Raw genomic sequence first — 22,765 nt, 5'->3', positions numbered from 1 at the left:
TTACGTTTCTGAGGAGTGCACATGGACGTCATTCAACCTTGCATCAAAATTCAAGTTCACACCAAATACATCGAAGAACAGTCCAACCCAGAGCTACAACGCTACGTTTTCGCTTATATCATCACCATCAAAAACCTTAGCCAACAAACCGTACAGTTAGTGAGCCGCCGCTGGCTAATCACAGACTCGAATGGCAAGCAAATGACGGTTGAAGGTGACGGAGTGGTAGGCCAGCAGCCCTTTATTCCAAGCAATGATGAATACACGTACAGTAGCGGAACAGCGTTAGAAACCCCTGTCGGCGTTATGCAAGGACACTACAAAATGCTGGATGAAAAAGGGCAAGAGTTCATCACCGAAATTGAACCATTTCGCTTGGCTGTTCCAAATGTTTTAAATTAGTAAATTGGAGATTCAGTGGCTACCTATATTGTTGGTGACATCCAAGGCTGTTTTGATGAATTGCAGCGACTACTAGAAAAAGTATCTTTCTCTGCGAAAAAAGACCAACTTTGGCTTGCTGGTGATTTGGTCGCCAGAGGGCCTAAATCATTAGAAACGTTACGCTTTGTGAAGTCACTTGGCGCAAGCGCAATCGTCGTGCTTGGTAATCACGACCTTCACCTTCTTGCAGTGGCTCACGGGATAAAAAAGGTCAAAGACAAAGATAGAACCGCACCTATTTTCACGGCCCCTGACAAAGAGGAACTACTGACATGGCTAGCTCAGCAACCTCTAATGGCCGAGCATGACGAGTTCGTGATGTGTCACGCTGGCATATCACCGCAGTGGAATCTAAAAACAGCGAGAAAGTGTGCCCGTGAAGTTGAGCGCATCATCCAAAGTGAAGAGCTGCCTTGGCTATTAAAAAACATGTACAGCAATCAACCTGATTCCTGGGATGACTCTCTACAGGGTTTGGACCGATACCGTTATATTATCAATGCTTTTACGCGGATGCGCTTTTGTTTCCCTGATGGTCGTTTGGATATGGATTGTAAATTGCCACCGCAACAAGTTTCCGGTAACGAACTTATTCCATGGTTTGAGGTGCCTGAACGTATCCACTTAAACAAAGCGGTGCTCTTTGGGCACTGGGCTGCACTGCAAGGTTATATGAACAGCGAAGTCATCGGGCTAGATACTGGCTGTGTTTGGGGCGGAAGCCTAACCATGATCCGTTGGGAAGATAAGAAAATTTTTACTCAGGATGCGTTAAGTTAAACACTGAATAACAGTCGATAATCCATAGTAGGAGGAATACCTGTCACTTAACACCTCCTGTAGGGTCATTCCAACGAGCCTTAACGAGACTAGAAATCTAATATCCTCGCGCTGCGAATAGATAGAAATACCTTTGACAACAAAGTACTCGTATAGAGGCTCCTGAATCTCGCTCTTTCGTCGCTTTTCAGGATGACGGTAGGTTGGGATGGCCGCTCGCTGTTATACGAACGGCATTACCGTATTAACTACGCGGTGTTAATCTCGAATTACTTTTCTAACACAGTAAAGCGCATGTTGTAGGCGTTTTTCTCATCGGCTTGATACATTTCTGAGTAAGTTTCCTTAAACTCGTCTCCCCAATCTGGGAACTGAGTATCACCATCAATGGCCGCTTCAATGTGTGTTACATACAGTTTATTGGCCATAGGCAGACAAGTGGTGTAAATCGCACCACCACCAATGATCATCACTTCTTCCACATCACCTGCGACTTCCAGAGCCTGCTCAATCGATGTTACGGTAGTGACACCTTCGATCTTTAGTGTCTCATCACGGCTAATAACAATATTCAAGCGACCAGGTAAAGGGCGACCAATAGACTCATAGGTTTTGCGTCCCATCACAACCGGTTTTCCCATGGTACAACGCTTAAACCAAGCGAAATCGGCGGGAAGGTGCCAAGGCATTTGATTGTCTTTGCCAATGATGCGATTGTCGGCCATCGCGGCAATCATACTAATGATCATGTTAGGTCCTTATACAATAGGTCTGCGGCGATAGAATAACAGCCCTGGAACCGCAAGACCAACTGCTAAACCTGCAATAATAAACATGGCCTTAAGAAAGTTTTCCATACAGGTTGCAACAAGCTCGGGTGAGTAGCCAACATGATTGATCTCTACCATAGCGATCATTGCTTTGTAAGCAAACACACCCGGCACCATCGGGATCAAAGCAGCCACAGTAAACACTTTTGGATGCGCGAGAAAACGGTGAGACCAGTACACACCGATCATCCCAACTAACGTCGCAGCAAAAAAGGTTGCCCACTCAATAGGAATGCCAAACTGCATCATCAAGTAGCGGCTACCATGACCAATCGCACCACCAACAGCGCAATACACTAAAGCTCTTTGTGGCACGTTAAAAACCAATGCAAATCCTACGGCGGGAATCGCCGCAAAAAACATGTCATTCAACAGGCCAAACATCAAATCAAATAAACTCATTAGATAGCCCACCCCCAAATTCCAGTTACACTCATCGCAGCAACGATCCCCAAACATGTCGCCAACGTTAGTAAACTAGCCATCACAAATCGAGCAATCCCCATATTAATGTGGCCTTTCAACATATCTGCGACAGAGTTAATGAGTGGGAAACCAGGTACAAGCATTAATACTGACGATGCCATTGCTACGGTAGGTAGATTACCGATTTGGTAAATTTCCGCCTGTGCTGAAATTAAGGTAGTCACAAAAGCGGTCGCAGCAAAGTTCAATAGAGGGTTGAAATGACGATGACCAATTTCTTGGCGAACGATCATGCCACCAGCTGAAGCTAAAAAGGTCATGATGAAGACTCCCCAATCACCACCAGCTAGATGACTGAATGCCGCACAAGACAAGCCAATCATAAACACCACCAACCAGCGGTTATAACGCTCTGGACTGATAGCGTTCAGCTTTTTCTGCGCCATGGTTGCATCGAGCAAACCACGTTCCATCATGATACAGATTCGTTGAATTTGCGTAATAACGCGCATATTGATGCCACGATCAGCGCAGCTTCGGGTGGTGGTGATGCAATGCCCATCCATTACCGTCGTCACAACCAATGCATTAGCTGATAGTGCTACCGCAACTTCATTCACCCCACAAGCAAGGCCAATACGACGCATAATATCGCTCACAAGAGTACTTTCAGCACCATGAGCGAGTAGCATTTGTCCGGCTTGGGCGACAAGACGAGAAATCGATCGTTGAGTAGATACCGCCAACTCTCTAGGCGGTATGGTTTCTAGAGTCATAAATAAGTCTAATTCCTTTTAGGGTGTTACTCATTCATACGCGCGAGGGCCAAACTAACCCTCAAAAAACACGACGTATCGGTTATTGTGCCGTAAATCACATCACCTAAATATGATTTAGATACAAAAAAAGCCGCAATAAATAATTGCGGCTTAATGAATTATAGGCAAACAGGCATTGTTTGACCGTTCTGATTAGTCACGAACGTAGACAACGTGACCGTCATCTTCTTCATCGTCCCAGTCATCCCAATCGTCGTCGTCATCTTCAGTGATAACGTCTTTACCCGCCATCGCATCTTTATGGTAATCATCCCACATGAAGTTAACTTTATCTTCTTCAGCCACTTCTTCCTCTTCGCGAGGTAGGTTATCCATAAAGTCAGCCAGTTTGTAACAAAGCTCTTTAGTACCGTTACGATTGATCGCCGAGATCTTAAAGTACTCGTCTTCCCAACCTAGTGCGTCTAAGATTTCTTGGATCTTCTCATTCGCTTCTTCTTCAGGCATTAGATCAACTTTGTTGAACACTAACCAGCGCGGCTTACTTGCCAGTTTTTCGCTGTATTGTTCTAGTTCATCAATGATCGTCAATGCATTTTGCACCGGATCGGACTGATCAATTGGCATAATATCGATCATGTGCAGCAATACTCGACAACGCTCTAAGTGCTTCAAGAATCGAATACCAAGGCCAGCGCCATCTGCTGCACCCTCGATCAAACCAGGGATGTCTGCAACAACAAAACTTTTCTCTGGTACGACACTTACGACACCCAAGCTTGGGATCAAAGTCGTGAATGGGTAATCAGCGACTTTCGGTTTTGCTGCTGATACTGCGCGGATAAAGGTTGATTTACCGGCATTAGGTAGACCAAGCATACCCACATCAGCAAGAAGCAATAGCTCAAGGCGAATTTCGCGTACTTCACCTTTTGTACCCAATGTTCTCTGACGAGGCGCGCGGTTTACTGAAGATTTGAAACGCGTGTTACCTAGACCGTGCCAACCGCCTTTTGCGATCATCACTTTCTTACCGTGTTCAGCAACTTCCGCCACGATTTCATTTGTGTGGATATCCACAGCGCGCGTACCCACAGGTACACGAAGAACGATGTCTTTACCACGCTTACCTGTACAGTTACCACCGCGACCGTTTTCACCACGCTCAGCTTCGTAGAAGCGCTGGAAACGGTAATCAATCAGGGTATTTAGGTTTTCATCGGCTTGGATATAAACATCACCACCGTCACCGCCATCACCGCCATCAGGGCCACCTTTAGTGATGAATTTTTCACGCCAGAAACTGACAACGCCACTACCGCCATCACCAGCCTGAACTTTTACTACCGCTTCATCTACGAACTTCATCTTTTACTCCGACTACTTCGTGCGTGGATTAAATCTTACTATGTCATCCGACAATTTTAGCAGATGACAGATCTAAGCTCCCAGATTCAAATCGCTTAGGATCTTAGCGAGAAACTTCGATATGTCGACTGCCACAAATAAAAAACCCCGCCGATTCGGCAGGGCTTTTGAATTCAGCTTAAAGCTATTAAGTAATTTGGTTAAAAACCTAATTACTCAGCTTCGATGCTTACAAACTTACGGTTCTTAGGACCTTTCACTTCGAACTTCACTTTACCTTCAGTAAGAGCGAATAGAGTGTGGTCTTTACCGATACCTACGTTGTTACCAGCGTGGAACTTAGTACCACGTTGACGAACGATGATGTTACCTGCAAGTACAGATTCACCACCGAAACGCTTAACACCTAGACGTTTGCTTTCTGAATCGCGGCCGTTACGAGTAGAACCACCAGCTTTTTTGTGTGCCATTGTTAAACTCTCCTAATAGATTAAGCGTTGATACCAGTGATCTTCACTTCAGTGAACCACTGACGGTGACCCTGTTGCTTACGAGAGTGCTTACGACGACGGAACTTAACGATTTTAACTTTATCGCCACGACCGTGTTGTACAACTTCAGCAACAATTTTGCCGCCCTCTACAAGAGGAGCACCAACTTTGATGTCTTCGCCGTTAGCAACAAGAAGAACTTTATCAAATTCTACAGTTGCACCAGTTTCAACGTCTAATTTCTCTAAACGAAGAGTTTGACCTTCGCTTACACGGTGTTGTTTACCACCAGATTGGAAAACAGCGTACATATTTTACTCCGCTTTTTCCGCACAGCCTTTCTTGAGGGTGTGCGCTAAACTAATCATCAATAGGGCGCAGATTCTACAGAATAGATGCTCCTATGACAAGCCATATTTTGAAAAAATTGGCGAAAAGCTAATCGCCAAAGAAAAGTGCGGCAATCATGCCCTTTAGTAATGTATTAATCAACGTTTTTTAGTGTATTATTCGACAATTATATAAATCGAATAAGCCTTGCAGGGTCTAACTTCAGCCGGATATACGATGGATTTTAAAACTATCCAAGCGCTTACTGCCGATGACATGGCAAAAGTGAATGAAACAATTCAAGCCCAACTTAATTCTGATGTCTCTTTAATCAACCAGCTCGGTTTTTATATCGTGAGTGGTGGAGGCAAACGTCTAAGACCGCTTTTAGCGATACTGTCAGCCCGTGCACTTGGTTACCAAGGCAATGGTCATACAATGGCAGCTGCGTTTATTGAGTTCATCCATACAGCGACTTTGCTGCATGATGACGTGGTAGATGAATCAGACATGCGCCGTGGTAAAGCCACTGCGAATGCAGCATTTGGCAATGCGGCTAGCGTATTAGTTGGGGACTTTATCTATACACGCTCATTTCAGATGATGACGGAACTAGGATCCATGAAGATCCTTAAACTAATGAGCAATGCCGTAAACGTGATCGCCGAAGGTGAAGTACAGCAGTTGATGAACTGTAACGACCCTGACACGACAGAAGAAAGCTACATGCAAGTCATCTACTCTAAGACTGCGCGCTTATTTGAATCCGCAACTCAAATCGGTGCAATCTTAAATGATGCTCCTGAGCATGTGGAAATCGCAATGCAAAATTACGGTAAGTATCTAGGCACTGCGTTTCAGCTCATTGATGACGTCATGGATTACACTTCTGATGGCGAAGACATGGGTAAAAATGTGGGTGATGACTTGGCCGAAGGCAAGCCAACTTTACCTCTACTCCATGCTATGCGTAATACCACACCAGAAAACTCAATCATGATTCGTGAAGCGATTGAGAAAGCAAATGGCATGGATCGCTTAGAAGAAATTCTTGCGGTCATGAAAGAAGCAGGCTCTCTGGAATACACAACGCAAAAAGCTCTAGAAGAAGCAGACAAAGCAATCGCAGAACTATCAGTGTTGCCAGAGTCTGAATACAAACAAGCGCTTGTTACTCTGGCTCATGTCGCAGTACAACGCACGAAGTAATCAATAGCTACCCATAACGCAAGACTTATAGCAAAAAGGAAGAGCATGCTCTTCCTTTTTTACGTTTGATACCTAATGACGACGCCCCGAGGCGCTAGTAATATCTGTCACTACCGCCATGCAGTTGTGGATCATCTTCTATTTCATCAAAGCTAACGGCGAGCTGCTGTTCAGTCCCTTGTTTGGACAACAATACCGTCTCTGCTTCATGGTCGACCACTAATATCGTACCGACGCCTTGTTGGCACTCAACAACCATGCCTTTACGGATTCGACTCGCTTCCATCATCTTCTCCTTCACTACGTGGTTTTATTCGACCATTTTTACGAAGTTGAGAAATCAAGGATCAAAAAAGCCGATCAAAATGATCGGCTTTCTTCTTATATAGGCTTTCTAGATTACTTTGCGAATTCAACACCAATGTTGATGTCGCCATTTAGTGTTTCTAGCATACCGTCTAATGCAGACTTTTCGTAATCGCTGAGTTTGCCGTAGCTTAGTACTTCTTCAACGCCTTCTTTACCCAGTTTCACAGGTTGCGCGAAGTAAGTCGCGTGTTCGCCGTCGCCTTCAACGTAAGCGCACTCAACTACGCCTTCTTCACCTTGAAGAGCACGAACCAGAGACAGACCAAAGCGACATGCAGCTTGGCCCATTGATAGTGTTGCACTACCACCACCCGCTTTCGCTTCTACAACTTCAGTACCTGCATTTTGAATACGTTTCGTTAATGCTTCTACTTCTTCAGCTGTAAACTCAACACCTTCTACTTGAGACAGTAGAGGTAAGATCGTTACGCCAGAGTGACCACCAATAACTGGCACGCGAACGTCACCTGGATCTTTGTCTTTTAGCTCAGCAACAAACGTTTCTGAACGGATAACATCCAACGTTGTTACACCAAATAGACGACGCTTATCATAAACACCCGCTTTTTTAAGAACTTCAGCAGCAATTGGCACTGTTGTATTTACAGGGTTTGTGATGATACCAACACAAGCTTTCGGACAAACAACCGCAATCTTCTCCGCTAGCGATTTAACGATACCAGCGTTTACATTAAATAGATCCGCACGATCCATACCTGGCTTACGCGCAACACCAGCAGAAATTAGCACAACATCCGCGCCTTCTAGTGCTGGAGTAGGATCTTCACCAGCGTAACCTTTGATAGAAACTGGCGTAGGGATGTGGCTAAGATCAGCGGCCACACCAGGAGTTACTGGAGCAATATCATATAGGGCTAGATCAGAACCAGCAGGAAGACGGTTCTTAAGTAGAAGGGCCAGGGCTTGACCGATGCCACCAGCGGCACCAATAACGGCTACTTTCATGTAGTTCTCCTTGAGAGTATTTCTCTTATAAACGTATTCGTAGGGTAGTTTGTAACCAACTTAAATAAAGCTATCGGAATCACAACTTGATTACAATCAATTAACGCTAGCTTTGCGACCTCGCGCAACTCGCTGTTACCGTGCTACAAATGGGGCTTGGATTATTCTTTTATTCTGTTGAAATGACAAGGAATTCAAGAAAACAGATACAGCCCTACTTCAGCGCGCTAAAGAATTCTATGTGGTATATAGTTTACAGTGACGCATCTAACATAATCCTGGGACTCTTTGGCACCGCCTGAATATATATGCGAGAATATGCAAAATTGCTGACCCGTAATAAGAGATTTGTAATGACTATGCGCAATTCAGAAAAACAAGACAACTTAGTTCGCGCCTTTAAAGCTCTGTTAAAAGAAGAAAGCTTTGGCTCACAGGGCGAGATTGTTGACGCACTCAAACAGCAAGGGTTTGAGAGTATCAACCAATCTAAAGTCTCACGTATGCTGACTAAATTTGGCGCCGTCCGTACGCGCAATGCAAAAATGGAAATGGTTTACTGTCTTCCTGCTGAGCTAGGTGTCCCAACAGTCAGCAGCTCTCTGCGTGAACTGGTGCTAGACATCGATCGTAATGCAGCGTTAGTGGTAATTCACACCGGCCCAGGTGCAGCACAGTTGATTGCTCGCTTGCTTGATTCACTCGGTAAATCCGAAGGTATTCTTGGCGTTGTCGCGGGTGACGATACCATTTTCATTACGCCAACCATGGCAATTACGACTGAGCAACTCTTCAAATCAGTGTGCGAGCTGTTCGAATATACTGGTTAAGTTCTATAAAGCTTCAATCAGCTAACTCATTGTGGGTTATAAAAGAAGTCTCATTTTGTAGCCCATAATTTATGTAAATTTTTTGCTTACTCCGCTCATTCTTTAACCACCTATTTTGTGATTAACATCACGCAATTGATCTTTTTCATTTCAGTCACTAAACGTTAATTAAGTAATTGTTATAAAAAGAATTAAATCACAAATTGAATCCTATCCCCTGATACAAAATTCAGACTTATCAACTATAACATTTAACAATTGGATAATTTTCTGCCAATTTTTTGTTATGATTCGCTCGCTTTTTCAAACGATTGGATTGAAAAAGGTGCCGTTTCCAAATAGGAAACTCCAGAAGTGATTTATGGTTATTTCCGGGTAAATAATGAATATAAGGAAGGGAAATTCATGGCATTTAACAAACTTCTCAAAGTAGGCGCTATCGCTGCAGCCGTAATGGGCGCAGGCGCAGTTAACGCTCAAGAGTTTATTACCATCGGTACTGGCTCTGTGACAGGTGTTTACTACCCAACTGGTGGTGCTATCTGTAAGTTGGTAAATAAAGGTCGTAAAGACCACAACATCCGTTGTTCAGTAGAATCGACTGGTGGCTCAATTTACAACGTTAACACTATCCGTGCAGGCGAATTAGATTTTGGTATCGTGCAATCGGATTGGCAGTACCACGGCTACAACGGTACGAGCAAGTTTGAAGAACAAGGCCCGTACAAGAAGCTACGCGCAATGTTCTCTCTTCATACAGAACCTTTCAACATCATTGCGCGTGCAGATTCAGGTATTGAAAACGTTGAAGACCTGAAAGGTAAGCGCGTAAACATCGGTAATCCAGGCTCTGGTGACCGTGCAACGATGGGCGTTGTCATGGAAGCGATGGGCTGGACAAACGACAGCTTCAAATTGGCGTCTGAGCTAAAAGGCTCTGAACGCTCTCAGGCACTTTGTGATAACAAAATTGACGCCTTCATTTACATGGTCGGCCACCCGAACGGTTCAATCAAAGAAGCAACCACATCATGTGATGCGAAGCTAGTTTCAGCAACAGGCCCTAAAATCGATAAAATTGTTGCCGACAACCCATACTACGCCTTTAGCTCAGTACCGGCTGGTATGTACCGCGGTACAGACAAAGACGTAAACAGCTTTGGTGTTGCAGCAACAATGGTAACGACCTCTGACGTTTCAGACGATGTCGCTTACAACGTGGCAAAAGCTGTGTTTGAAAACTTTGATACCTTCAAACGTCTACACCCTGCATTCGCAAACTTGAAGAAAGAAGATATGGTGAAAGCTGGTCTTTCTATTCCTCTTCATCCAGGTGCAGAAAAATACTACAAAGAAATGGGTCTAATTAAGTAATTTCCTCAGACTCTACATACAGGCAGGAAAGAATATTTTCTGCCTGTTTGAGCATACAGGTTGTAGCACGTTCTAACTGTATGCTTCATTCGCCAGTTTTCTTCTGAAAACTGCGAGCTCATACCCAAGAAAACTTAAACGCCGCCTAACAGAGTATCCAACAATCAACACTTTGAGTTCAGGCAGCAAAATACTCGAAAGCAAACTTCGCTCCATTCACTACACTGATAGAGGCGAAGTGTGGTTCTCGATAAAAATCAGACAGGACCATCAATAATAAGGAAAAAGTACATGGCGACGAATCAAGCTCCGTCACAAGATGTGCAAGAAATGGTGGCTCAGGCAGACACAGGTGCACGTAGCCCTTCGGGAATGCAAGGACGAATCCTTTGGTTTGTTCCTCTGTGTTGGTCACTATTTCAATTATGGTACGCATCCCCGTTACCATTTATTTTCAATTTTGGCGTACTAAACGACACGGAAGCGCGATCTATCCACCTTACTTTCGCGATCTTTTTGGCTTTCACTGCTTATCCAGCGATGAAGAATTCTCCTCGCGATCATATCCCTCTTGTTGATTGGATACTCGCGTTGGCTGGCAGCTTTTCAGCAGCCTATATATACCTTTTTTATACCGAGCTAGCAGGACGCTCAGGCGCACCGACAACGGTTGATATCGTTGTTGCTGTTATCGGTATGCTCCTCCTTTTAGAAGCAACACGCCGAGCACTTGGTCCACCATTAATGGTCGTGGCTGCTGTTTTCCTTACTTACACCTTTGCAGGCCCTTACATGCCTGACGTTATCGCGCACAAAGGGGCAAGCTTGAACAAGGCCATGTCTCACTTGTGGCTAACAACAGAAGGCGTATTTGGGGTTGCGCTAGGTGTTTCTACCTCTTTTGTCTTCTTGTTTGTATTGTTTGGAGCAATGCTGGAACGCGCTGGTGCTGGTGCTTACTTCATTAAAGTTGCCTTTTCGTTACTTGGCCATATGAAAGGTGGTCCAGCTAAAGCGGCCGTTGTTGCATCAGGTTTATCTGGTCTGGTTTCTGGTTCTTCAATCGCAAACGTAGTAACAACTGGCACCTTTACCATTCCACTGATGAAGCGTGTTGGCTTTCCCGGCACAAAAGCGGGTGCGGTAGAGGTAGCGGCTTCAACCAATGGTCAGTTAACACCGCCAATCATGGGTGCAGCAGCATTTTTGATGGTGGAATACGTCGGTATCTCCTACGTTGAGGTGATTAAAGCTGCCCTACTTCCAGCGCTAATCTCTTATATTGCTTTAATTTACATTGTTCACCTTGAAGCATGTAAAGCAGGCATGACAGGCCTTCCTCGTCGCCACAACCCAACACTAGTACAAAGTCTGCTGTCCTTTACTGGCACAATCTTAGGATTGTGTGTGATCAGCGCATTGGTTTACTACGGAGTGGGTTGGACAAAGGACGTCTTTGGTGATGCCGCGACACCAATTGTTACCGTCGCACTATTAATCGCGTACGTTGGGTTGGTGAAAGTCTCAGCAAATCACGTGCAAGATGGCGCAATTGAGATTGATGCAGAATTAACAGAAGTACCTGATCCTGGCCCAACCGTTAAGTCAGGCTTGCACTACCTACTCCCTATCGTCGTATTGGTTTGGTGTTTGACTGTCGAACGTTTCTCACCTGGCCTTTCGGCATTCTGGGCAACGGTGTTCATGATTTTCATTTTGCTTACTCAACGTCCGTTGATTGCACTGCTGTCAAAGCAAGGTGACATGCTTCAGCAAACCAAAGATGGCTTTGTCGATCTTGCCGAGAGCTTAGTTTCTGGTGCGCGTAATATGATTGGTATCGGCGTTGCAACCGCGGCAGCGGGCACCGTTGTTGGTGTTGTTACACTAACGGGTATCGGCCTAGTGATGACCGACTTCGTCGAGTTTATCTCTGGTGGCAGTATCATTCTTATGCTGCTGTTTACCGCCATCATTAGCTTGGTTCTGGGGATGGGTCTGCCAACCACGGCGAACTACATCGTGGTCTCTACGCTAATGGCGCCGGTTATTGTTACGCTCGGCGCGGCGCATGGCTTGATTATTCCGTTGATAGCGGTGCACTTATTCGTTTTCTACTTTGGTATTTTGGCCGACGATACCCCACCTGTAGGTCTTGCAGCTTTTGCAGCAGCCGCAATTGCGAAATCAGATCCAATTCGTACCGGTATCCAAGGTTTTACTTACGATATTCGAACCGCTATTTTGCCGTTCATGTTTGTGTTCAATACCCAGCTATTGTTAATGGGGATCGACTCTTGGTGGCATTTGGCGCTCACGGTCATCTCATCGATCATTGCAATGCTGATATTCTCTGCGGCAACTCAAGGGTGGTGGTTCACGCGTAACAAGTGGTGGGAAACAGTCCTATTATTAGTACTGACGTTTTCGTTTTTCCGTCCAGGTTTTTGGTGGGACATGCTGTACCCAGCGAAAGTTCTTTCTCCTGGCGTTGAGGTAGCTCAAATCACGGAAACACTAAATGTAGGAGAATCATTGGAGTTACGTGTTGCCGGTGAAAACCTTGAGGGCGACTACATTGAGAAAACGGTTCGTCTTCCATTCGAAGACAGTGCGACAACAGCAGACGCACGTATTTCATCTATGGGTCTAATGCTGACCGAAAGTGACAACAAAATGATTGTCGATATGGTTGAATTTGGTAGTCCAGCAGAGTCCGCAGGTATCGACTTTGATTGGGAAATCAAGTGGGTTATCCAGGATGCAGACCGTCCGATGAAAGAGTGGGTGTTTGTACCATGCTTAATGATTTTGCTGGTGCTTGCAATGAACCAAAAACGTCGTGCTCGTAAGGAACAATTGAGCGCATAACCGATTTGGCCCCGAGGATAAAGGGGCCTTAATGAGAGACATTGAATGTACAAACAAATTCTTGTTCCGGTTGATCTAAATGACCAAGGCTTTTCAGACCGAGCGGTTGAACTAGCGGTTTGGCAGGCAAAGCAAGCAAATGCTCAAATCCATCTTCTGACGGTACTACCTGGTATTCACATGTCGATGGTTGCCACATACTTTCCGAAAGATGCTGCGGCCAAAATGAAGCAAGACGTGAAGCAGCAACTAAAAACTTTCGCTAATGAGCATATTGCTGAAGATGTGGTTTACCAAGTGCATGTTGCTGAAGGCAAGGCCTACGCGACCATTCTTGATTATGCAGAACGTTTAGGCGCAGATCTCATCATTATGCCAAGTCACAAGCGCTCTAAAATCAATAAAGTAATGCTTGGCTCCGTCGCGAGTAAGGTTGTGGAATATTCTCCAATCAATGTGATGGTCGTAAAACCGCAAGGCTAAGTAAATACAGAAACGAAAAAGGACGCTAACATTAGCGTCCTTTTTATATTAAACAAGTAAGGGTTATGCCATCACTGGGTAATCGGTATAACCTTCTGCTCCACCCAAATAAAAGTGTTCTGGTTTCGCCTCATTAAGAGGTGCATTTTTCTTAAATCGCTCAACTAAATCTGGGTTTGCGATAAAGGGAACGCCAAATGCGACCACATCAACTTTGTTTTCTGCAATTGCTGTTGCCGCTTCTTGTGCACTGTAGCCCACGTTCGCCATTAAGTGGCCTTGATAGTTTTCGCGTGCTGGCTTGAGAACATCTGCTTTTTGTACGCCTTTCAGATCCGCACGCACCACGTGCCAATAAGCAAGATCGAAAGAATTAAGTTGCTCTGCTAAGTAACGCACCAAGCCAACTGGATCACTGTCTTTCATGTCATTAAATCCATTTAGCGGAGATGTACGCAGACCGACTCTTCCAGGTCCCCACACCTCAACGACTTCTTTCACTATCTCAAGTAAAAATCGAGCACGATTTTCAACCGAACCACCGTATTCATCGGTACGTAAATTTGAACCGTCACGAAGGAAGTTATCAATAAGATAACCATTTGCGCCATGTATCTCGACCCCATCAAAGCCTGCTTTCTTGGCGTTTTCTGCACCTTGTTTAAACGCCGCAACAATGGAAGCTATCTCATCCACTTCGAGTGCTCGTGGTACCGTATATGCTTGCTTACCCGAAGGGGTATGGACTAATTCATCACGAATGGCCAATGCGCTCGCCGCTACAGGTGTTTTTCCTTCATTCAGATCAGGATGACAAGCTCGTCCCGCATGCCAAATTTGCAGTACAATCTTACCGCCTCTCTCATGAACCGCATCCGTTACCTTTTTCCAAGCTGCGATTTGCTCTTCGCTGTAAATGCCCGGCTCTGCCATGAAAGCAGACGTACCTTCCATCACCATGGTGCATTCAGCAATGATTAGTCCGGCACTCGCACGTTGAGCGTAGTATTCAACCATAAGGTCATTAGGAATATGGTCCGCACCAGCACGAGCTCGCGTTAAAGGCGCCATAATGGCACGGTTATCTAATGCTAATTGACCGAGTTCGATAGGAGAAAATAAGTCTACAGAGTTGGACATGTTGTTTACCTCAAATGACAATAACTTGATGGCTAAGGATGAGGTGCCAGACTATAATCAGATTAATATTGAAACAATATGGATAATTGAAAGTGATTGTTCGCAATTTAGAAACAATTGACTTTAGAACGCTTTCTATCTTTGTCACAAGCTGTCGACTACTGAGCTTAACCAAGTGCGCGCTGGAGTTAAACCTACCAAAATCTACTGTTAGCAAAGCCATAACCAAACTCGAACAACACTTTGAAGCCAAACTGCTAGAGCGCACAACCCGAAAGTTAGTGATCACCGAAGCTGGCCAAATGGTTTTAGAGCGTGCTGCAAGCTTAGTTGAGGAATTCCACTCAATTGGCCATGACGTTCAGGAGATGGAACAACAGATCCAAGGCCGGCTGCGTATTTCCGCGCCACCAGCGTTGGATGCGTATATGGCGGAGCACATCTTTTTGCCATTTTTAAAACAATGGCCAAAAGTACAAATTGCGTTAGAAGCATCGAACGATTTTGTTGATCTCTTTTCACACGGCTTTGATATGGCAATTCGAGTCGGTCAGATAGTTGATGATCGATTGATCGCAAAAAAATTAGGCTATACCACTCGAGTTCTGGCTGCTAGCCCTGAGTATTTAGCTGAGTTCGGCGTACCTGAAACGCCAGAAGATCTGACAAAACACAACTGTTTGAGGTATCAATATGTTTCAGAAATAGGGCCTTGGACGCTGATCTCACACGATAATACCGTCAATGTTTCAATAACCAGTAACTTCTCAAGTACAACTGTAGAAGCAATATTGAAAGGTGCACTTAAAGGACTAGGCATCGCTAACTTACCTGTGCAAAACATGACGCAAGAGCTAGAAAGTGGCACCTTAGTCAGAGTGTTGCCGCAATGGCACACGGTACCAATGCCTATTTATCTAGTCTATCGTCCTGGAGCAAACCGCCCACGGCGCGTACAAGCAATGATTGACCATATCATGAGCTTAAGATCTCAATTTGAATTTGGCCCTAGGCATGGTTTGTGTTGCGGAGAAGCATAACCTAGCAACTATCAGGCACTAGCATGCGGCTCGGATAAATGCCGCAAGCTTCTCACTAGCATGCTGTTCACTCAATGCAGACATATCACCCGCGGCTTCCACTTTACCATCTGCCACAAACACAAAGTGGCTGGCAATCGCTTTGGCATCGCTTAAATGGTGCGTGACCATCAATACGGTTATTCCCCGCTCTGCTGCGAGTTTTTTTACCAAGCTCAGCATCTCTTCACGCAACACCGGATCAAGCGCCGAGAACGGCTCATCCAATAGCCACATGGGATGAGGCTGAACAAAACAACGCGCTAAGGCAACACGTTGACGCTGGCCACCAGAAAGATGCTCTGGCAAACGGTCGAGGTACTCTGCAACACCAACTTGCTGCGCGGCTTGTTCAATCTGACGATTTTGGTCCACCGTAAGCTTTAGCCCTGGGTGTAAGCCCAAACCGATGTTGTCACGCACCGATAAGTGAGCAAACAAATTGTGCTCTTGGAACAACATAGAGAACGGACGCAGATAAGGCTCTTTACGCACAATGGACTCACCATCAACACAAATATCACCACGGTCAGGATGGATGAATCCTGCCACCAACGCCAGCAAGGTTGACTTCCCTGCCCCACTTGGTCCCATCAGCGACACAATCTGTCCTTGCTCAATCGTTAAGTCAAAACGAAACAGTTCACGTTGGTAGGTGTACTGCACATCATCCAACACTAACATTACGCTCTCTCCTTCGTTTTCAATACTTTCTCAATCAAGGCAAAACAGCCCACACTCAACAACAATAAGGTCACCGATACCACCGCAGCCGCGTCCATCTGATAGCTGCCAAGCAGCTGGAATAAATACAGAGGTAAAGTGCGGAACTCTTGCCCGCCAAACAACGCAATAGCACTTAAATCGCCAATCGCAAACATAAAGCTGATCGCAAACGCATGTGCAAACGGCTTGCGTAGCGCCTGCCACTCCACCACTTTAAACCGTTGCCAGCCACGCATGCCTAAGCTGGCACATACATACTGATACTGTTGTTCAATGTGCAGCATTGGCTGCGCTAGCGTTTTGATCACGTAAGGCAAAGCCATCAAACCGTTCACCAAAATCACGACAAAAAATGCCAAGCTAAAAACATCGGTAAATGCGCGCAGTAGTAAGAATAAACCGGTGCTAATCACCAGACCTGGAGTCACCAAAATAACGGTGCCGATTAACTCAATCTGATCGGCTCGCGTGTTTTTGTACTGCAACCGCCAACGGCGACTGGTCAATAGTATGGGCACCCCAGCAGCGACCGCAAGCGCGCTAGCGACACAGGCGACTTTGAGGGAGTTCAATAGCGCAGACCAAAAACGCTCATCGGTTAATACTGTCCAAACTTGTTGGTTGATGCCACTCAGTAACACCATCAATAACGGCGGTATTACCAGTAAAAAGGCACCTATGATCCAAAAGCTATCCCAAGCTTTTGACCACCCATGATCCTTCGTTAAATATTGCTGTACCGATGTGCTTCCAGCACTGATAGAAACAGGCCTTGTTAACTTCTGCACTCCAATAGCAAGCAGTCCACATAACAGCATCTGCCACAGCGCCAATAACGCCCCAGCTTGTAAATCAAAATCAAACTTAATCGCTTGGTAAATGGCCAATTCAATGGTGGTGGATTTTGGCCCGCCCCCCAACGCCATTACAGTGGCAAAACTGGTAAAGCACAACATAAACACCAACCCACAAACGTGGGGAAGCTGCTGCCTTAAACGCGGCCATTCTACCCAGCGAAACTTATCCCAATGGCTCATCCCAAGATGCGCGCAAAGCTTATGCTGCTCGGCAGGAATAGACTCCAAGGCTTGCAGAAGCAATCGTGCCGCGTAAGGTAAATTAAAGAACACATGGGCGAGTAAAATGCCGTTCAAACCGTAAATAGAGAATGGCAGTTTAGTGTCGAAACTTTGCAACCACTGCGCCAACAAACCACTGTTGCCATAAATCGCTAACAGCCCAAAAACACCAACCAAAACCGGCAAAACCAGTGTCGATGCAAACAGCTTAAGCAGTAATGATTTACCAATAAATTGGCGACGCGAAAGTGCGTGCGCTACTGGAATGGCAAAGCCAACACTGAGCAATGTGGAAAGAAACGCTTGGTAGAAACTGAACTTGGTGACATGTTGATAGTACGGGTCGCCCCATACCACAGACACATCAAGTGAAGGGGCTTGAACAATCAAAGCACCTAGGGCAGAAATAACAAAGGTCGCGATGATCATCGCGACCCCTAAACCTATTTTTGGAACAGAATTCAAAGGTAAAACCTATCTCATTCAGATGAGGATGGAAACGTCAGCTAAAACGTCAATGCGCTTTGCCATTCGCGAATCCAAGACTTACGCATTTTTGCCACTTCATCAGCACTAAAGCTCAACGACTTGCTTGGAACACTCAAAGTTTCAAAACCTTTAGGTAACTCAACGTCAGTGACTGGGTACATCCAGTTACCCGTTGGCATCGCCGATTGGAACTCATCACTTAAAATGAAACTCATAAATTGATCAGCAAGTTCTGAATTTTTTGCCCCTTTCACTTTGGCGGCGACTTCAACTTGCATGTAGTGGCCTTCAGCAAAATTCGCCGTAGCAAACTTCGAATCGTTTTCCGCAATTAAGTGGTACGCAGGTGAAGTGGTGTAAGAAAGCACTAAATCGGACTCACCATTGAGGAACATAGAATACGCCTCAGACCAACCTTTCGTGACCGTTACGGTTTTGCTCGCTAGCTTCTGCCACGCTTGCGTCACATCGTCGCCATAAATAGATTTCATCCATAGCATTAAGCCTTGGCCCGGCGTTGAAGTCCGCGGATCTTGGTAAATCACTTTCAGATCGTCGCGCGTTTCCACCAGCTCTTTCATGCTTTTCGGCGGATTAGCCAGTTTCTCTTTGTTGTACACAAACGCGAAGTAGCCGTAATCGTACGGTACAAACGTCGTGTCACTCCAACCGTTTGGTAACACTGTGTTAGCCGTATCCACATTGTGCTCGGCAAGCAGATCGGTTTTCTTCGCTTCTGCCATCAGATTGTTATCCAAACCTAATACGATGTCCGCTTTGCTATTACCGCCTTCAAGACGAAGACGATTCAGAATCGACACACCATCGTCCAACGCTACGAAGTTAACGTCACAGCCACATTTTGCTTCAAAAGCTTGCTCGATTTTAGGACCCGGGCCCCAATCTGCGGCAAAAGAGTCGTAGGTATAGATGGTTAATGTGTTTTCAGCGGCAAACGCTGAAGTAGAGGTGATTGCAGCTAAGGCAATCAGATTTAGAGTGGGTTTCACTGCTCGCTCTCCATGAGTATTTCAGAGAAATAAGTTGAGCGGCACAGGGTTTGAGGCGGCTATTAAGGACTTCCAATATCCAGACTCAATTCCTACGCCAGCATTATCTGGTTCAGGTAATACGGGTCCCTAGTTAAACACTTAGGTCTCAGCGCCCCAATGCATTGATTGACTCAATGCTAAATGGGTTTGCTCCCCGATGAGTTGGATGGATTGTAAAGGTATTTGAGTGGTTACACAATCAGCTCACGAGCGCTGGTCATAACCCCAACGAGGCACCAAACCTTGCTCAATACCTAAGTGGTCGAGAATTCTCGCCACCATAAAATCCACTAAGTCTTCAATGCTCTTTGGCTGATGATAGAAGCCCGGAGCCGCTGGCATGATGGTGACGCCCATTTGCGACAGTTTGTGCATGTTCTCGAGATGTAGCGTTGAAAATGGTGTTTCGCGAACCACGAGCAACAGCTGCCCGCGCTCTTTCATTACTACATCAGCGGCCCGTTCGATCAAGTTGTCCGACATACCGTGTGCTATGGCCGCAACGCTTCCCGCAGAGCATGGGCAAACCACCATTTGCTTGGGTGCAGCAGAACCAGACGCAACCGGCGAGAACCAATCGTCTTTACCGCAAACGGTGATGTTATTTGGATTGCAGTTCAGGTGCTCTACTAATGCTTGCTGCGCCGCTTCTGGGCCACTTGGTAGCTTAAGATTATGCTCGGTTGCCATCACAACACGAGCCGCCGAAGAAATCAGAACGTAGACATGATAATCCGCCGCAACCAAGCATTCTAAAAGACGAAGGCCGTAGGGAGCACCAGAAGCCCCCGTTAATGCCAACGTGATGGCTTTTTTATGAGAGGGTTGTGTTTTGTTTTGCATATCAATCAGGCTTTTTGTTTTAACTGCTCAAGAAGTTTTCCGTGAATACCACCAAAGCCACCGTTGCTCATGACTAGAATTTGGTCACCTGGTCGCGCACGTTCGACGATCTTGGCTACAAAGTTATCTATATCCGCATCGACAAACGCTGGCTGTGTGCATTGGTCGGCAATGTCTTGCACAGACCACTCGATATTATCTGGCTGGAACAAGAAGACTTCATCTGCACTGTGTAGTGACTCTGCAAGTGTGTTTTTGTGTACGCCACGCTTCATGGTGGCAGAACGCGGCTCTAACACAGCTAAGATGCGTTTTTCACCTACCTTGTTACGCAAACCACCGACAGTAAGTTCAATTGCCGTTGGGTGATGCGCAAAATCATCGTAAACCGTCACACCTTGTTCTTCACCTTTCAGCTCTAAACGGCGCTTGGTATTGATGAAACGCCCTAATGCTTGGCAAGCAAGAGCCGGAGTGACTCCAACATGTCGTGCAGCAGCGATTGCCATCAGCGCATTATCCACATTGTGGTCACCCACCAAATTCCATTCGACGGTACCAACCTTCTCGCCTTGCAACGCAACGTCAAATTTTGAGCCATCAAGCACTAATTTGTGCGCTTGCCAGTCACCATTCTCACCAGAGAACTGTTTTTCAGTCCAGCAGCCACGCTCTAATACATCCGCTAACGCCTGATCTTTTCTCGGCGCTAAGATCAATCCATTGCCCGGTACAGTTCGCACTAAATGATGGAATTGGCGCTTGATCGCTTCTAGATCATCGAAGATATCAGCATGATCAAACTCAAGATTGTTCATGATTAAAGTGCGAGGATGGTAATGCACAAACTTAGAACGCTTATCGAAAAAAGCACTGTCATATTCGTCGGCTTCAACGACAAAAAACATGCTTTCACCCAAACGAGCAGACACTCCGAAGTTACCGAGTACCCCACCGACTAAGAAACCCGGTTGATAACCACAATCTTCAAGTATCCAAGCAAGCATGCTCGACGTGGTCGTTTTCCCATGTGTACCCGATACCGCCAATACCCAACGATCATGCAGCAAAAACTCGTTGAGCCACTGCGGGCCAGAGGTGTAACGCATGTTAGTGTTGAGCACATGCTCGACACAAGGGTTGCCACGGCTCATCGCATTACCAATCACCACAAGATCTGGTTGAGGGTCGAGTTGAGACGGGTCAAAGCCTTCAATAATTTCAATACCTTGAGACTCAAGCAGTGTGCTCATTGGCGGATAAACGTTGGCATCAGAACCAGTGACTTTATGTCCTAATTGGCGCGCTAGAATCGCTGCGCCGCCCATAAATGTGCCACAGATACCCAAGATATGAATGTGCATAAACTAAACCTTGTAATGCGTTTTTTAATGCTTTCATTATCGCGATTACCGCCTGAAAAGCGAGTGACTTTAGCCTTCTTCTTGCAGTCCCTTTCACAAATATGACAAGGTTGAACACAGACTGTACAACCTCTTGCTTACTGATGAATCCCTCAAACAAGTCTACAAATAAATTGAGATCTCAAACAGTTACTTCATTACCATTAAAAAGATCTGCGACTTAAACTTACATCCAGCGCAATCGTTTAACATCCATAAAGAGATGCTCACTTGCGCACTACCCCCAATGAAATGAAAATGTAAGGATTAACCATGTCAGGACTGCGCACCCTAGGCGAGTTCATTGTCGAAAAACAAGCGGATTTCCCCCACGCTAGCGGTGATCTATCATCCCTTTTAGCCTCCATTCGTTTAGCTGCAAAAATCGTTAACCGCGAAATCAACGCAGCGGGTCTCGGTGATATCACTGGTGCTGTAGGCACGGAAAATGTCCAAGGTGAAGATCAGCAAAAGCTCGATGTTTACGCGAACGATAAGTTCAAAGCCGCGCTTGAAGCTCGTGATCAAGTGTGTGGCGTTGCCAGTGAAGAAGAAGACGAAGCAGTTGCGTTCAATAAAGAACTCAACCAAAACGCCAAATATGTAGTACTGATGGACCCACTTGATGGTTCTTCTAACATCGATGTGAACGTCTCTGTTGGTACTATCTTCTCGATTTACCGTCGTGTTTCTCCAATCGGTACTCCACCAACTGAAGAAGACTTCCTACAACCTGGTCACAAACAAGTGGCTGCGGGCTACGTAATTTACGGCTCCTCCACCATGTTGGTATACACAACTGGTAACGGCGTAAACGGCTTTACTTACGACCCATCTATCGGCAGCTTCTGTCTTTCTCATGAAAACATGATGATTCCTGATGATGGTAAGATCTACTCCATCAACGAAGGTAATTACATTCGTTTCCCTCAAGGGGTGAAGAAGTACATCAAGTACTGCCAAGAAAACGTGCCAGAAGACGGTCGCCCATACACTTCTCGCTACATTGGCTCGCTGGTTGCTGATTTCCACCGCAACCTACTGAAAGGTGGTATCTACCTTTACCCAAGCACACAAAGCCACCCACAAGGCAAGCTACGCCTGCTTTACGAATGTAACCCTATGGCATTCCTCATTGAGCAAGCTGGCGGCATTGCATCGGACGGCGTGAATCGCATTATGGACATCAAGCCTACTGAGTTGCACCAGCGTGTACCTTTCTTTGTGGGTTCGAAGAACATGGTTCGCAAAGTTGAAGAGTTCCTTGAACTGCACCGCGACGAAGAATAATTTCAGACCTTTGTCCAACGCGGCAGGTGTTTACCTGCCGCGTTTTTGTCGCTAAAGTGAAACGCGAATTTATCATCAGATGAAGCCGCTTTTGTGTGACTCATCGTTAATGAA

23 protein-coding genes and 1 riboswitch are annotated in these 22,765 nt (G+C 45.7%); of the genes, 9 read left to right on the top strand and 14 right to left on the bottom strand.

What is annotated here, in order from left to right; genetic code table 11:
* Nucleotides 1–21 precede the first annotated feature (21 nt).
* Nucleotides 22–402 carry a Co2+/Mg2+ efflux protein ApaG gene (gene apaG / locus R7044_RS07760; protein ID WP_005379668.1) on the top strand — a complete coding sequence of 127 codons (381 nt, stop codon included), beginning with the start codon at nucleotides 22–24 and terminating at the stop codon, nucleotides 400–402.
* A gap of 15 nt (nucleotides 403–417) precedes the next feature.
* Nucleotides 418–1,224, top strand: a complete 807-nt coding sequence (gene apaH, locus R7044_RS07755) for a bis(5'-nucleosyl)-tetraphosphatase (symmetrical) ApaH (protein ID WP_033906026.1) — start codon at nucleotides 418–420, stop codon at nucleotides 1,222–1,224.
* 269 nt (nucleotides 1,225–1,493) lie between these two features.
* Here the strand turns inward: apaH and folA are convergent, their stop codons facing one another.
* From folA to rplU, 6 genes are all read right to left on the bottom strand, one after another.
* Entirely contained in the window at nucleotides 1,494–1,973 is a 480-nt protein-coding gene (gene folA / locus R7044_RS07750; protein ID WP_005379666.1) for a type 3 dihydrofolate reductase, read from the bottom strand.
* A 9-nt stretch (nucleotides 1,974–1,982) separates the two neighbouring features.
* Nucleotides 1,983–2,456, bottom strand: coding sequence for a threonine/serine exporter family protein (locus R7044_RS07745; protein ID WP_005379665.1), 474 nt, complete (start codon nucleotides 2,454–2,456; stop codon nucleotides 1,983–1,985).
* Nucleotides 2,456–3,256, bottom strand: a complete 801-nt coding sequence (locus R7044_RS07740) for a threonine/serine exporter family protein (protein WP_005383089.1) — start codon at nucleotides 3,254–3,256, stop codon at nucleotides 2,456–2,458. Before R7044_RS07740 ends, R7044_RS07745 begins: the two co-directional genes overlap by 1 nt.
* A gap of 195 nt (nucleotides 3,257–3,451) precedes the next feature.
* Entirely contained in the window at nucleotides 3,452–4,627 is a 1,176-nt protein-coding gene (cgtA, locus tag R7044_RS07735) for an Obg family GTPase CgtA (protein WP_005383091.1), read from the bottom strand.
* A gap of 212 nt (nucleotides 4,628–4,839) precedes the next feature.
* Nucleotides 4,840–5,097: a 50S ribosomal protein L27 gene (rpmA, locus tag R7044_RS07730; protein ID WP_005383095.1), complete on the bottom strand. Its 258-nt coding sequence runs from the start codon at nucleotides 5,095–5,097 to the stop codon at nucleotides 4,840–4,842.
* Nucleotides 5,098–5,117: 20 nt separating this feature from the next.
* Nucleotides 5,118–5,429, bottom strand: coding sequence for a 50S ribosomal protein L21 (gene rplU / locus R7044_RS07725; RefSeq protein ID WP_005383096.1), 312 nt, complete (start codon nucleotides 5,427–5,429; stop codon nucleotides 5,118–5,120).
* A 256-nt stretch (nucleotides 5,430–5,685) separates the two neighbouring features.
* Between rplU and ispB the strand changes: the two genes are divergently transcribed.
* Entirely contained in the window at nucleotides 5,686–6,657 is a 972-nt protein-coding gene (ispB, locus tag R7044_RS07720) for an octaprenyl diphosphate synthase (RefSeq protein WP_025768368.1), read from the top strand.
* 94 nt (nucleotides 6,658–6,751) lie between these two features.
* Here ispB and R7044_RS07715 read toward each other — a convergent pair whose 3' ends face one another.
* Both R7044_RS07715 and mdh read right to left on the bottom strand, forming a co-directional pair.
* On the bottom strand, nucleotides 6,752–6,943 hold the full coding sequence (locus R7044_RS07715; RefSeq protein ID WP_005379661.1) for a hypothetical protein: 192 nt from the start codon (nucleotides 6,941–6,943) through the stop codon (nucleotides 6,752–6,754).
* 113 nt (nucleotides 6,944–7,056) lie between these two features.
* Nucleotides 7,057–7,992 (bottom strand): malate dehydrogenase, encoded by a 936-nt coding sequence (gene mdh / locus R7044_RS07710; RefSeq protein WP_005379660.1) that lies wholly within the window; start codon nucleotides 7,990–7,992, stop codon nucleotides 7,057–7,059.
* A gap of 359 nt (nucleotides 7,993–8,351) precedes the next feature.
* On the opposite strand from mdh, the gene argR reads away from it, so the two are divergent.
* The 4 genes from argR (at nucleotide 8,352) to R7044_RS07690 (ending at nucleotide 13,550) form a co-directional block, all read left to right on the top strand.
* A complete protein-coding gene (gene argR, locus R7044_RS07705; protein ID WP_005379659.1) occupies nucleotides 8,352–8,822 on the top strand; it encodes a transcriptional regulator ArgR in 471 nt (156 codons plus the stop codon).
* Between the two features lie 405 nt (nucleotides 8,823–9,227).
* Nucleotides 9,228–10,196, top strand: a complete 969-nt coding sequence (locus R7044_RS07700; RefSeq protein WP_005379657.1) for a TAXI family TRAP transporter solute-binding subunit — start codon at nucleotides 9,228–9,230, stop codon at nucleotides 10,194–10,196.
* Between the two features lie 291 nt (nucleotides 10,197–10,487).
* Entirely contained in the window at nucleotides 10,488–13,067 is a 2,580-nt protein-coding gene (locus tag R7044_RS07695; RefSeq protein ID WP_017820274.1) for a TRAP transporter permease, read from the top strand.
* Nucleotides 13,068–13,112: 45 nt separating this feature from the next.
* Entirely contained in the window at nucleotides 13,113–13,550 is a 438-nt protein-coding gene (locus tag R7044_RS07690) for a universal stress protein (RefSeq protein WP_005379654.1), read from the top strand.
* A 63-nt stretch (nucleotides 13,551–13,613) separates the two neighbouring features.
* Here the strand turns inward: R7044_RS07690 and R7044_RS07685 are convergent, their stop codons facing one another.
* Nucleotides 13,614–14,690 carry an alkene reductase gene (locus R7044_RS07685; RefSeq protein WP_225455463.1) on the bottom strand — a complete coding sequence of 359 codons (1,077 nt, stop codon included), beginning with the start codon at nucleotides 14,688–14,690 and terminating at the stop codon, nucleotides 13,614–13,616.
* A 92-nt stretch (nucleotides 14,691–14,782) separates the two neighbouring features.
* On the opposite strand from R7044_RS07685, the gene R7044_RS07680 reads away from it, so the two are divergent.
* Nucleotides 14,783–15,730 (top strand): LysR family transcriptional regulator, encoded by a 948-nt coding sequence (locus tag R7044_RS07680; RefSeq protein WP_005379650.1) that lies wholly within the window; start codon nucleotides 14,783–14,785, stop codon nucleotides 15,728–15,730.
* Between the two features lie 18 nt (nucleotides 15,731–15,748).
* Here R7044_RS07680 and thiQ read toward each other — a convergent pair whose 3' ends face one another.
* The 5 genes from thiQ to mpl all read right to left on the bottom strand — a co-directional run bounded on the left by thiQ (nucleotide 15,749) and on the right by mpl (nucleotide 21,322).
* Nucleotides 15,749–16,453: a thiamine ABC transporter ATP-binding protein gene (gene thiQ, locus R7044_RS07675; protein ID WP_005379648.1), complete on the bottom strand. Its 705-nt coding sequence runs from the start codon at nucleotides 16,451–16,453 to the stop codon at nucleotides 15,749–15,751.
* Nucleotides 16,453–18,039 (bottom strand): thiamine/thiamine pyrophosphate ABC transporter permease ThiP, encoded by a 1,587-nt coding sequence (gene thiP / locus R7044_RS07670; protein ID WP_225455462.1) that lies wholly within the window; start codon nucleotides 18,037–18,039, stop codon nucleotides 16,453–16,455. Before thiP ends, thiQ begins: the two co-directional genes overlap by 1 nt.
* A gap of 41 nt (nucleotides 18,040–18,080) precedes the next feature.
* Nucleotides 18,081–19,073: a thiamine ABC transporter substrate binding subunit gene (thiB, locus tag R7044_RS07665; RefSeq protein WP_005379642.1), complete on the bottom strand. Its 993-nt coding sequence runs from the start codon at nucleotides 19,071–19,073 to the stop codon at nucleotides 18,081–18,083.
* A 72-nt stretch (nucleotides 19,074–19,145) separates the two neighbouring features.
* A riboswitch (TPP riboswitch) is annotated at nucleotides 19,146–19,282 on the bottom strand.
* Between the two features lie 37 nt (nucleotides 19,283–19,319).
* A complete protein-coding gene (locus tag R7044_RS07660; protein ID WP_025768362.1) occupies nucleotides 19,320–19,958 on the bottom strand; it encodes a flavin prenyltransferase UbiX in 639 nt (212 codons plus the stop codon).
* Between the two features lie 5 nt (nucleotides 19,959–19,963).
* Nucleotides 19,964–21,322 carry a UDP-N-acetylmuramate:L-alanyl-gamma-D-glutamyl-meso-diaminopimelate ligase gene (gene mpl / locus R7044_RS07655; protein WP_225455461.1) on the bottom strand — a complete coding sequence of 453 codons (1,359 nt, stop codon included), beginning with the start codon at nucleotides 21,320–21,322 and terminating at the stop codon, nucleotides 19,964–19,966.
* A 312-nt stretch (nucleotides 21,323–21,634) separates the two neighbouring features.
* On the opposite strand from mpl, the gene fbp reads away from it, so the two are divergent.
* Nucleotides 21,635–22,651 carry a class 1 fructose-bisphosphatase gene (gene fbp, locus R7044_RS07650; protein ID WP_005383114.1) on the top strand — a complete coding sequence of 339 codons (1,017 nt, stop codon included), beginning with the start codon at nucleotides 21,635–21,637 and terminating at the stop codon, nucleotides 22,649–22,651.
* The last annotated feature ends 114 nt before the right edge of the window (nucleotides 22,652–22,765 follow it).

This window comes from Vibrio sp. 1402, from assembly GCF_033340275.1.
Note: the sequence above shows the minus strand (reverse complement) of the source record. Positions and strands in the feature narration are given on the sequence as shown.

Bases quoted from the DNA above. Each gene is read 5' to 3' on its own strand.
- apaG (WP_005379668.1), top strand. From the start codon at position 22: ATGGACGTCATTCAACCTTGCATCAAAATTCAAGTTCACACCAAATAC.
- folA (WP_005379666.1), bottom strand. From the start codon at position 1,973: ATGATCATTAGTATGATTGCCGCGATGGCCGACAATCGCATCATTGGC.
- R7044_RS07745 (WP_005379665.1), bottom strand. From the start codon at position 2,456: ATGAGTTTATTTGATTTGATGTTTGGCCTGTTGAATGACATGTTTTTT.
- R7044_RS07740 (WP_005383089.1), bottom strand. From the start codon at position 3,256: ATGACTCTAGAAACCATACCGCCTAGAGAGTTGGCGGTATCTACTCAA.
- cgtA (WP_005383091.1), bottom strand. From the start codon at position 4,627: ATGAAGTTCGTAGATGAAGCGGTAGTAAAAGTTCAGGCTGGTGATGGC.
- rpmA (WP_005383095.1), bottom strand. From the start codon at position 5,097: ATGGCACACAAAAAAGCTGGTGGTTCTACTCGTAACGGCCGCGATTCA.
- rplU (WP_005383096.1), bottom strand. From the start codon at position 5,429: ATGTACGCTGTTTTCCAATCTGGTGGTAAACAACACCGTGTAAGCGAA.
- ispB (WP_025768368.1), top strand. From the start codon at position 5,686: ATGGATTTTAAAACTATCCAAGCGCTTACTGCCGATGACATGGCAAAA.
- R7044_RS07715 (WP_005379661.1), bottom strand. From the start codon at position 6,943: ATGGAAGCGAGTCGAATCCGTAAAGGCATGGTTGTTGAGTGCCAACAA.
- mdh (WP_005379660.1), bottom strand. From the start codon at position 7,992: ATGAAAGTAGCCGTTATTGGTGCCGCTGGTGGCATCGGTCAAGCCCTG.
- argR (WP_005379659.1), top strand. From the start codon at position 8,352: ATGCGCAATTCAGAAAAACAAGACAACTTAGTTCGCGCCTTTAAAGCT.
- R7044_RS07700 (WP_005379657.1), top strand. From the start codon at position 9,228: ATGGCATTTAACAAACTTCTCAAAGTAGGCGCTATCGCTGCAGCCGTA.
- R7044_RS07695 (WP_017820274.1), top strand. From the start codon at position 10,488: ATGGCGACGAATCAAGCTCCGTCACAAGATGTGCAAGAAATGGTGGCT.
- R7044_RS07690 (WP_005379654.1), top strand. From the start codon at position 13,113: ATGTACAAACAAATTCTTGTTCCGGTTGATCTAAATGACCAAGGCTTT.
- R7044_RS07685 (WP_225455463.1), bottom strand. From the start codon at position 14,690: ATGTCCAACTCTGTAGACTTATTTTCTCCTATCGAACTCGGTCAATTA.
- thiQ (WP_005379648.1), bottom strand. From the start codon at position 16,453: ATGTTAGTGTTGGATGATGTGCAGTACACCTACCAACGTGAACTGTTT.
- R7044_RS07660 (WP_025768362.1), bottom strand. From the start codon at position 19,958: ATGCAAAACAAAACACAACCCTCTCATAAAAAAGCCATCACGTTGGCA.
- mpl (WP_225455461.1), bottom strand. From the start codon at position 21,322: ATGCACATTCATATCTTGGGTATCTGTGGCACATTTATGGGCGGCGCA.
- fbp (WP_005383114.1), top strand. From the start codon at position 21,635: ATGTCAGGACTGCGCACCCTAGGCGAGTTCATTGTCGAAAAACAAGCG.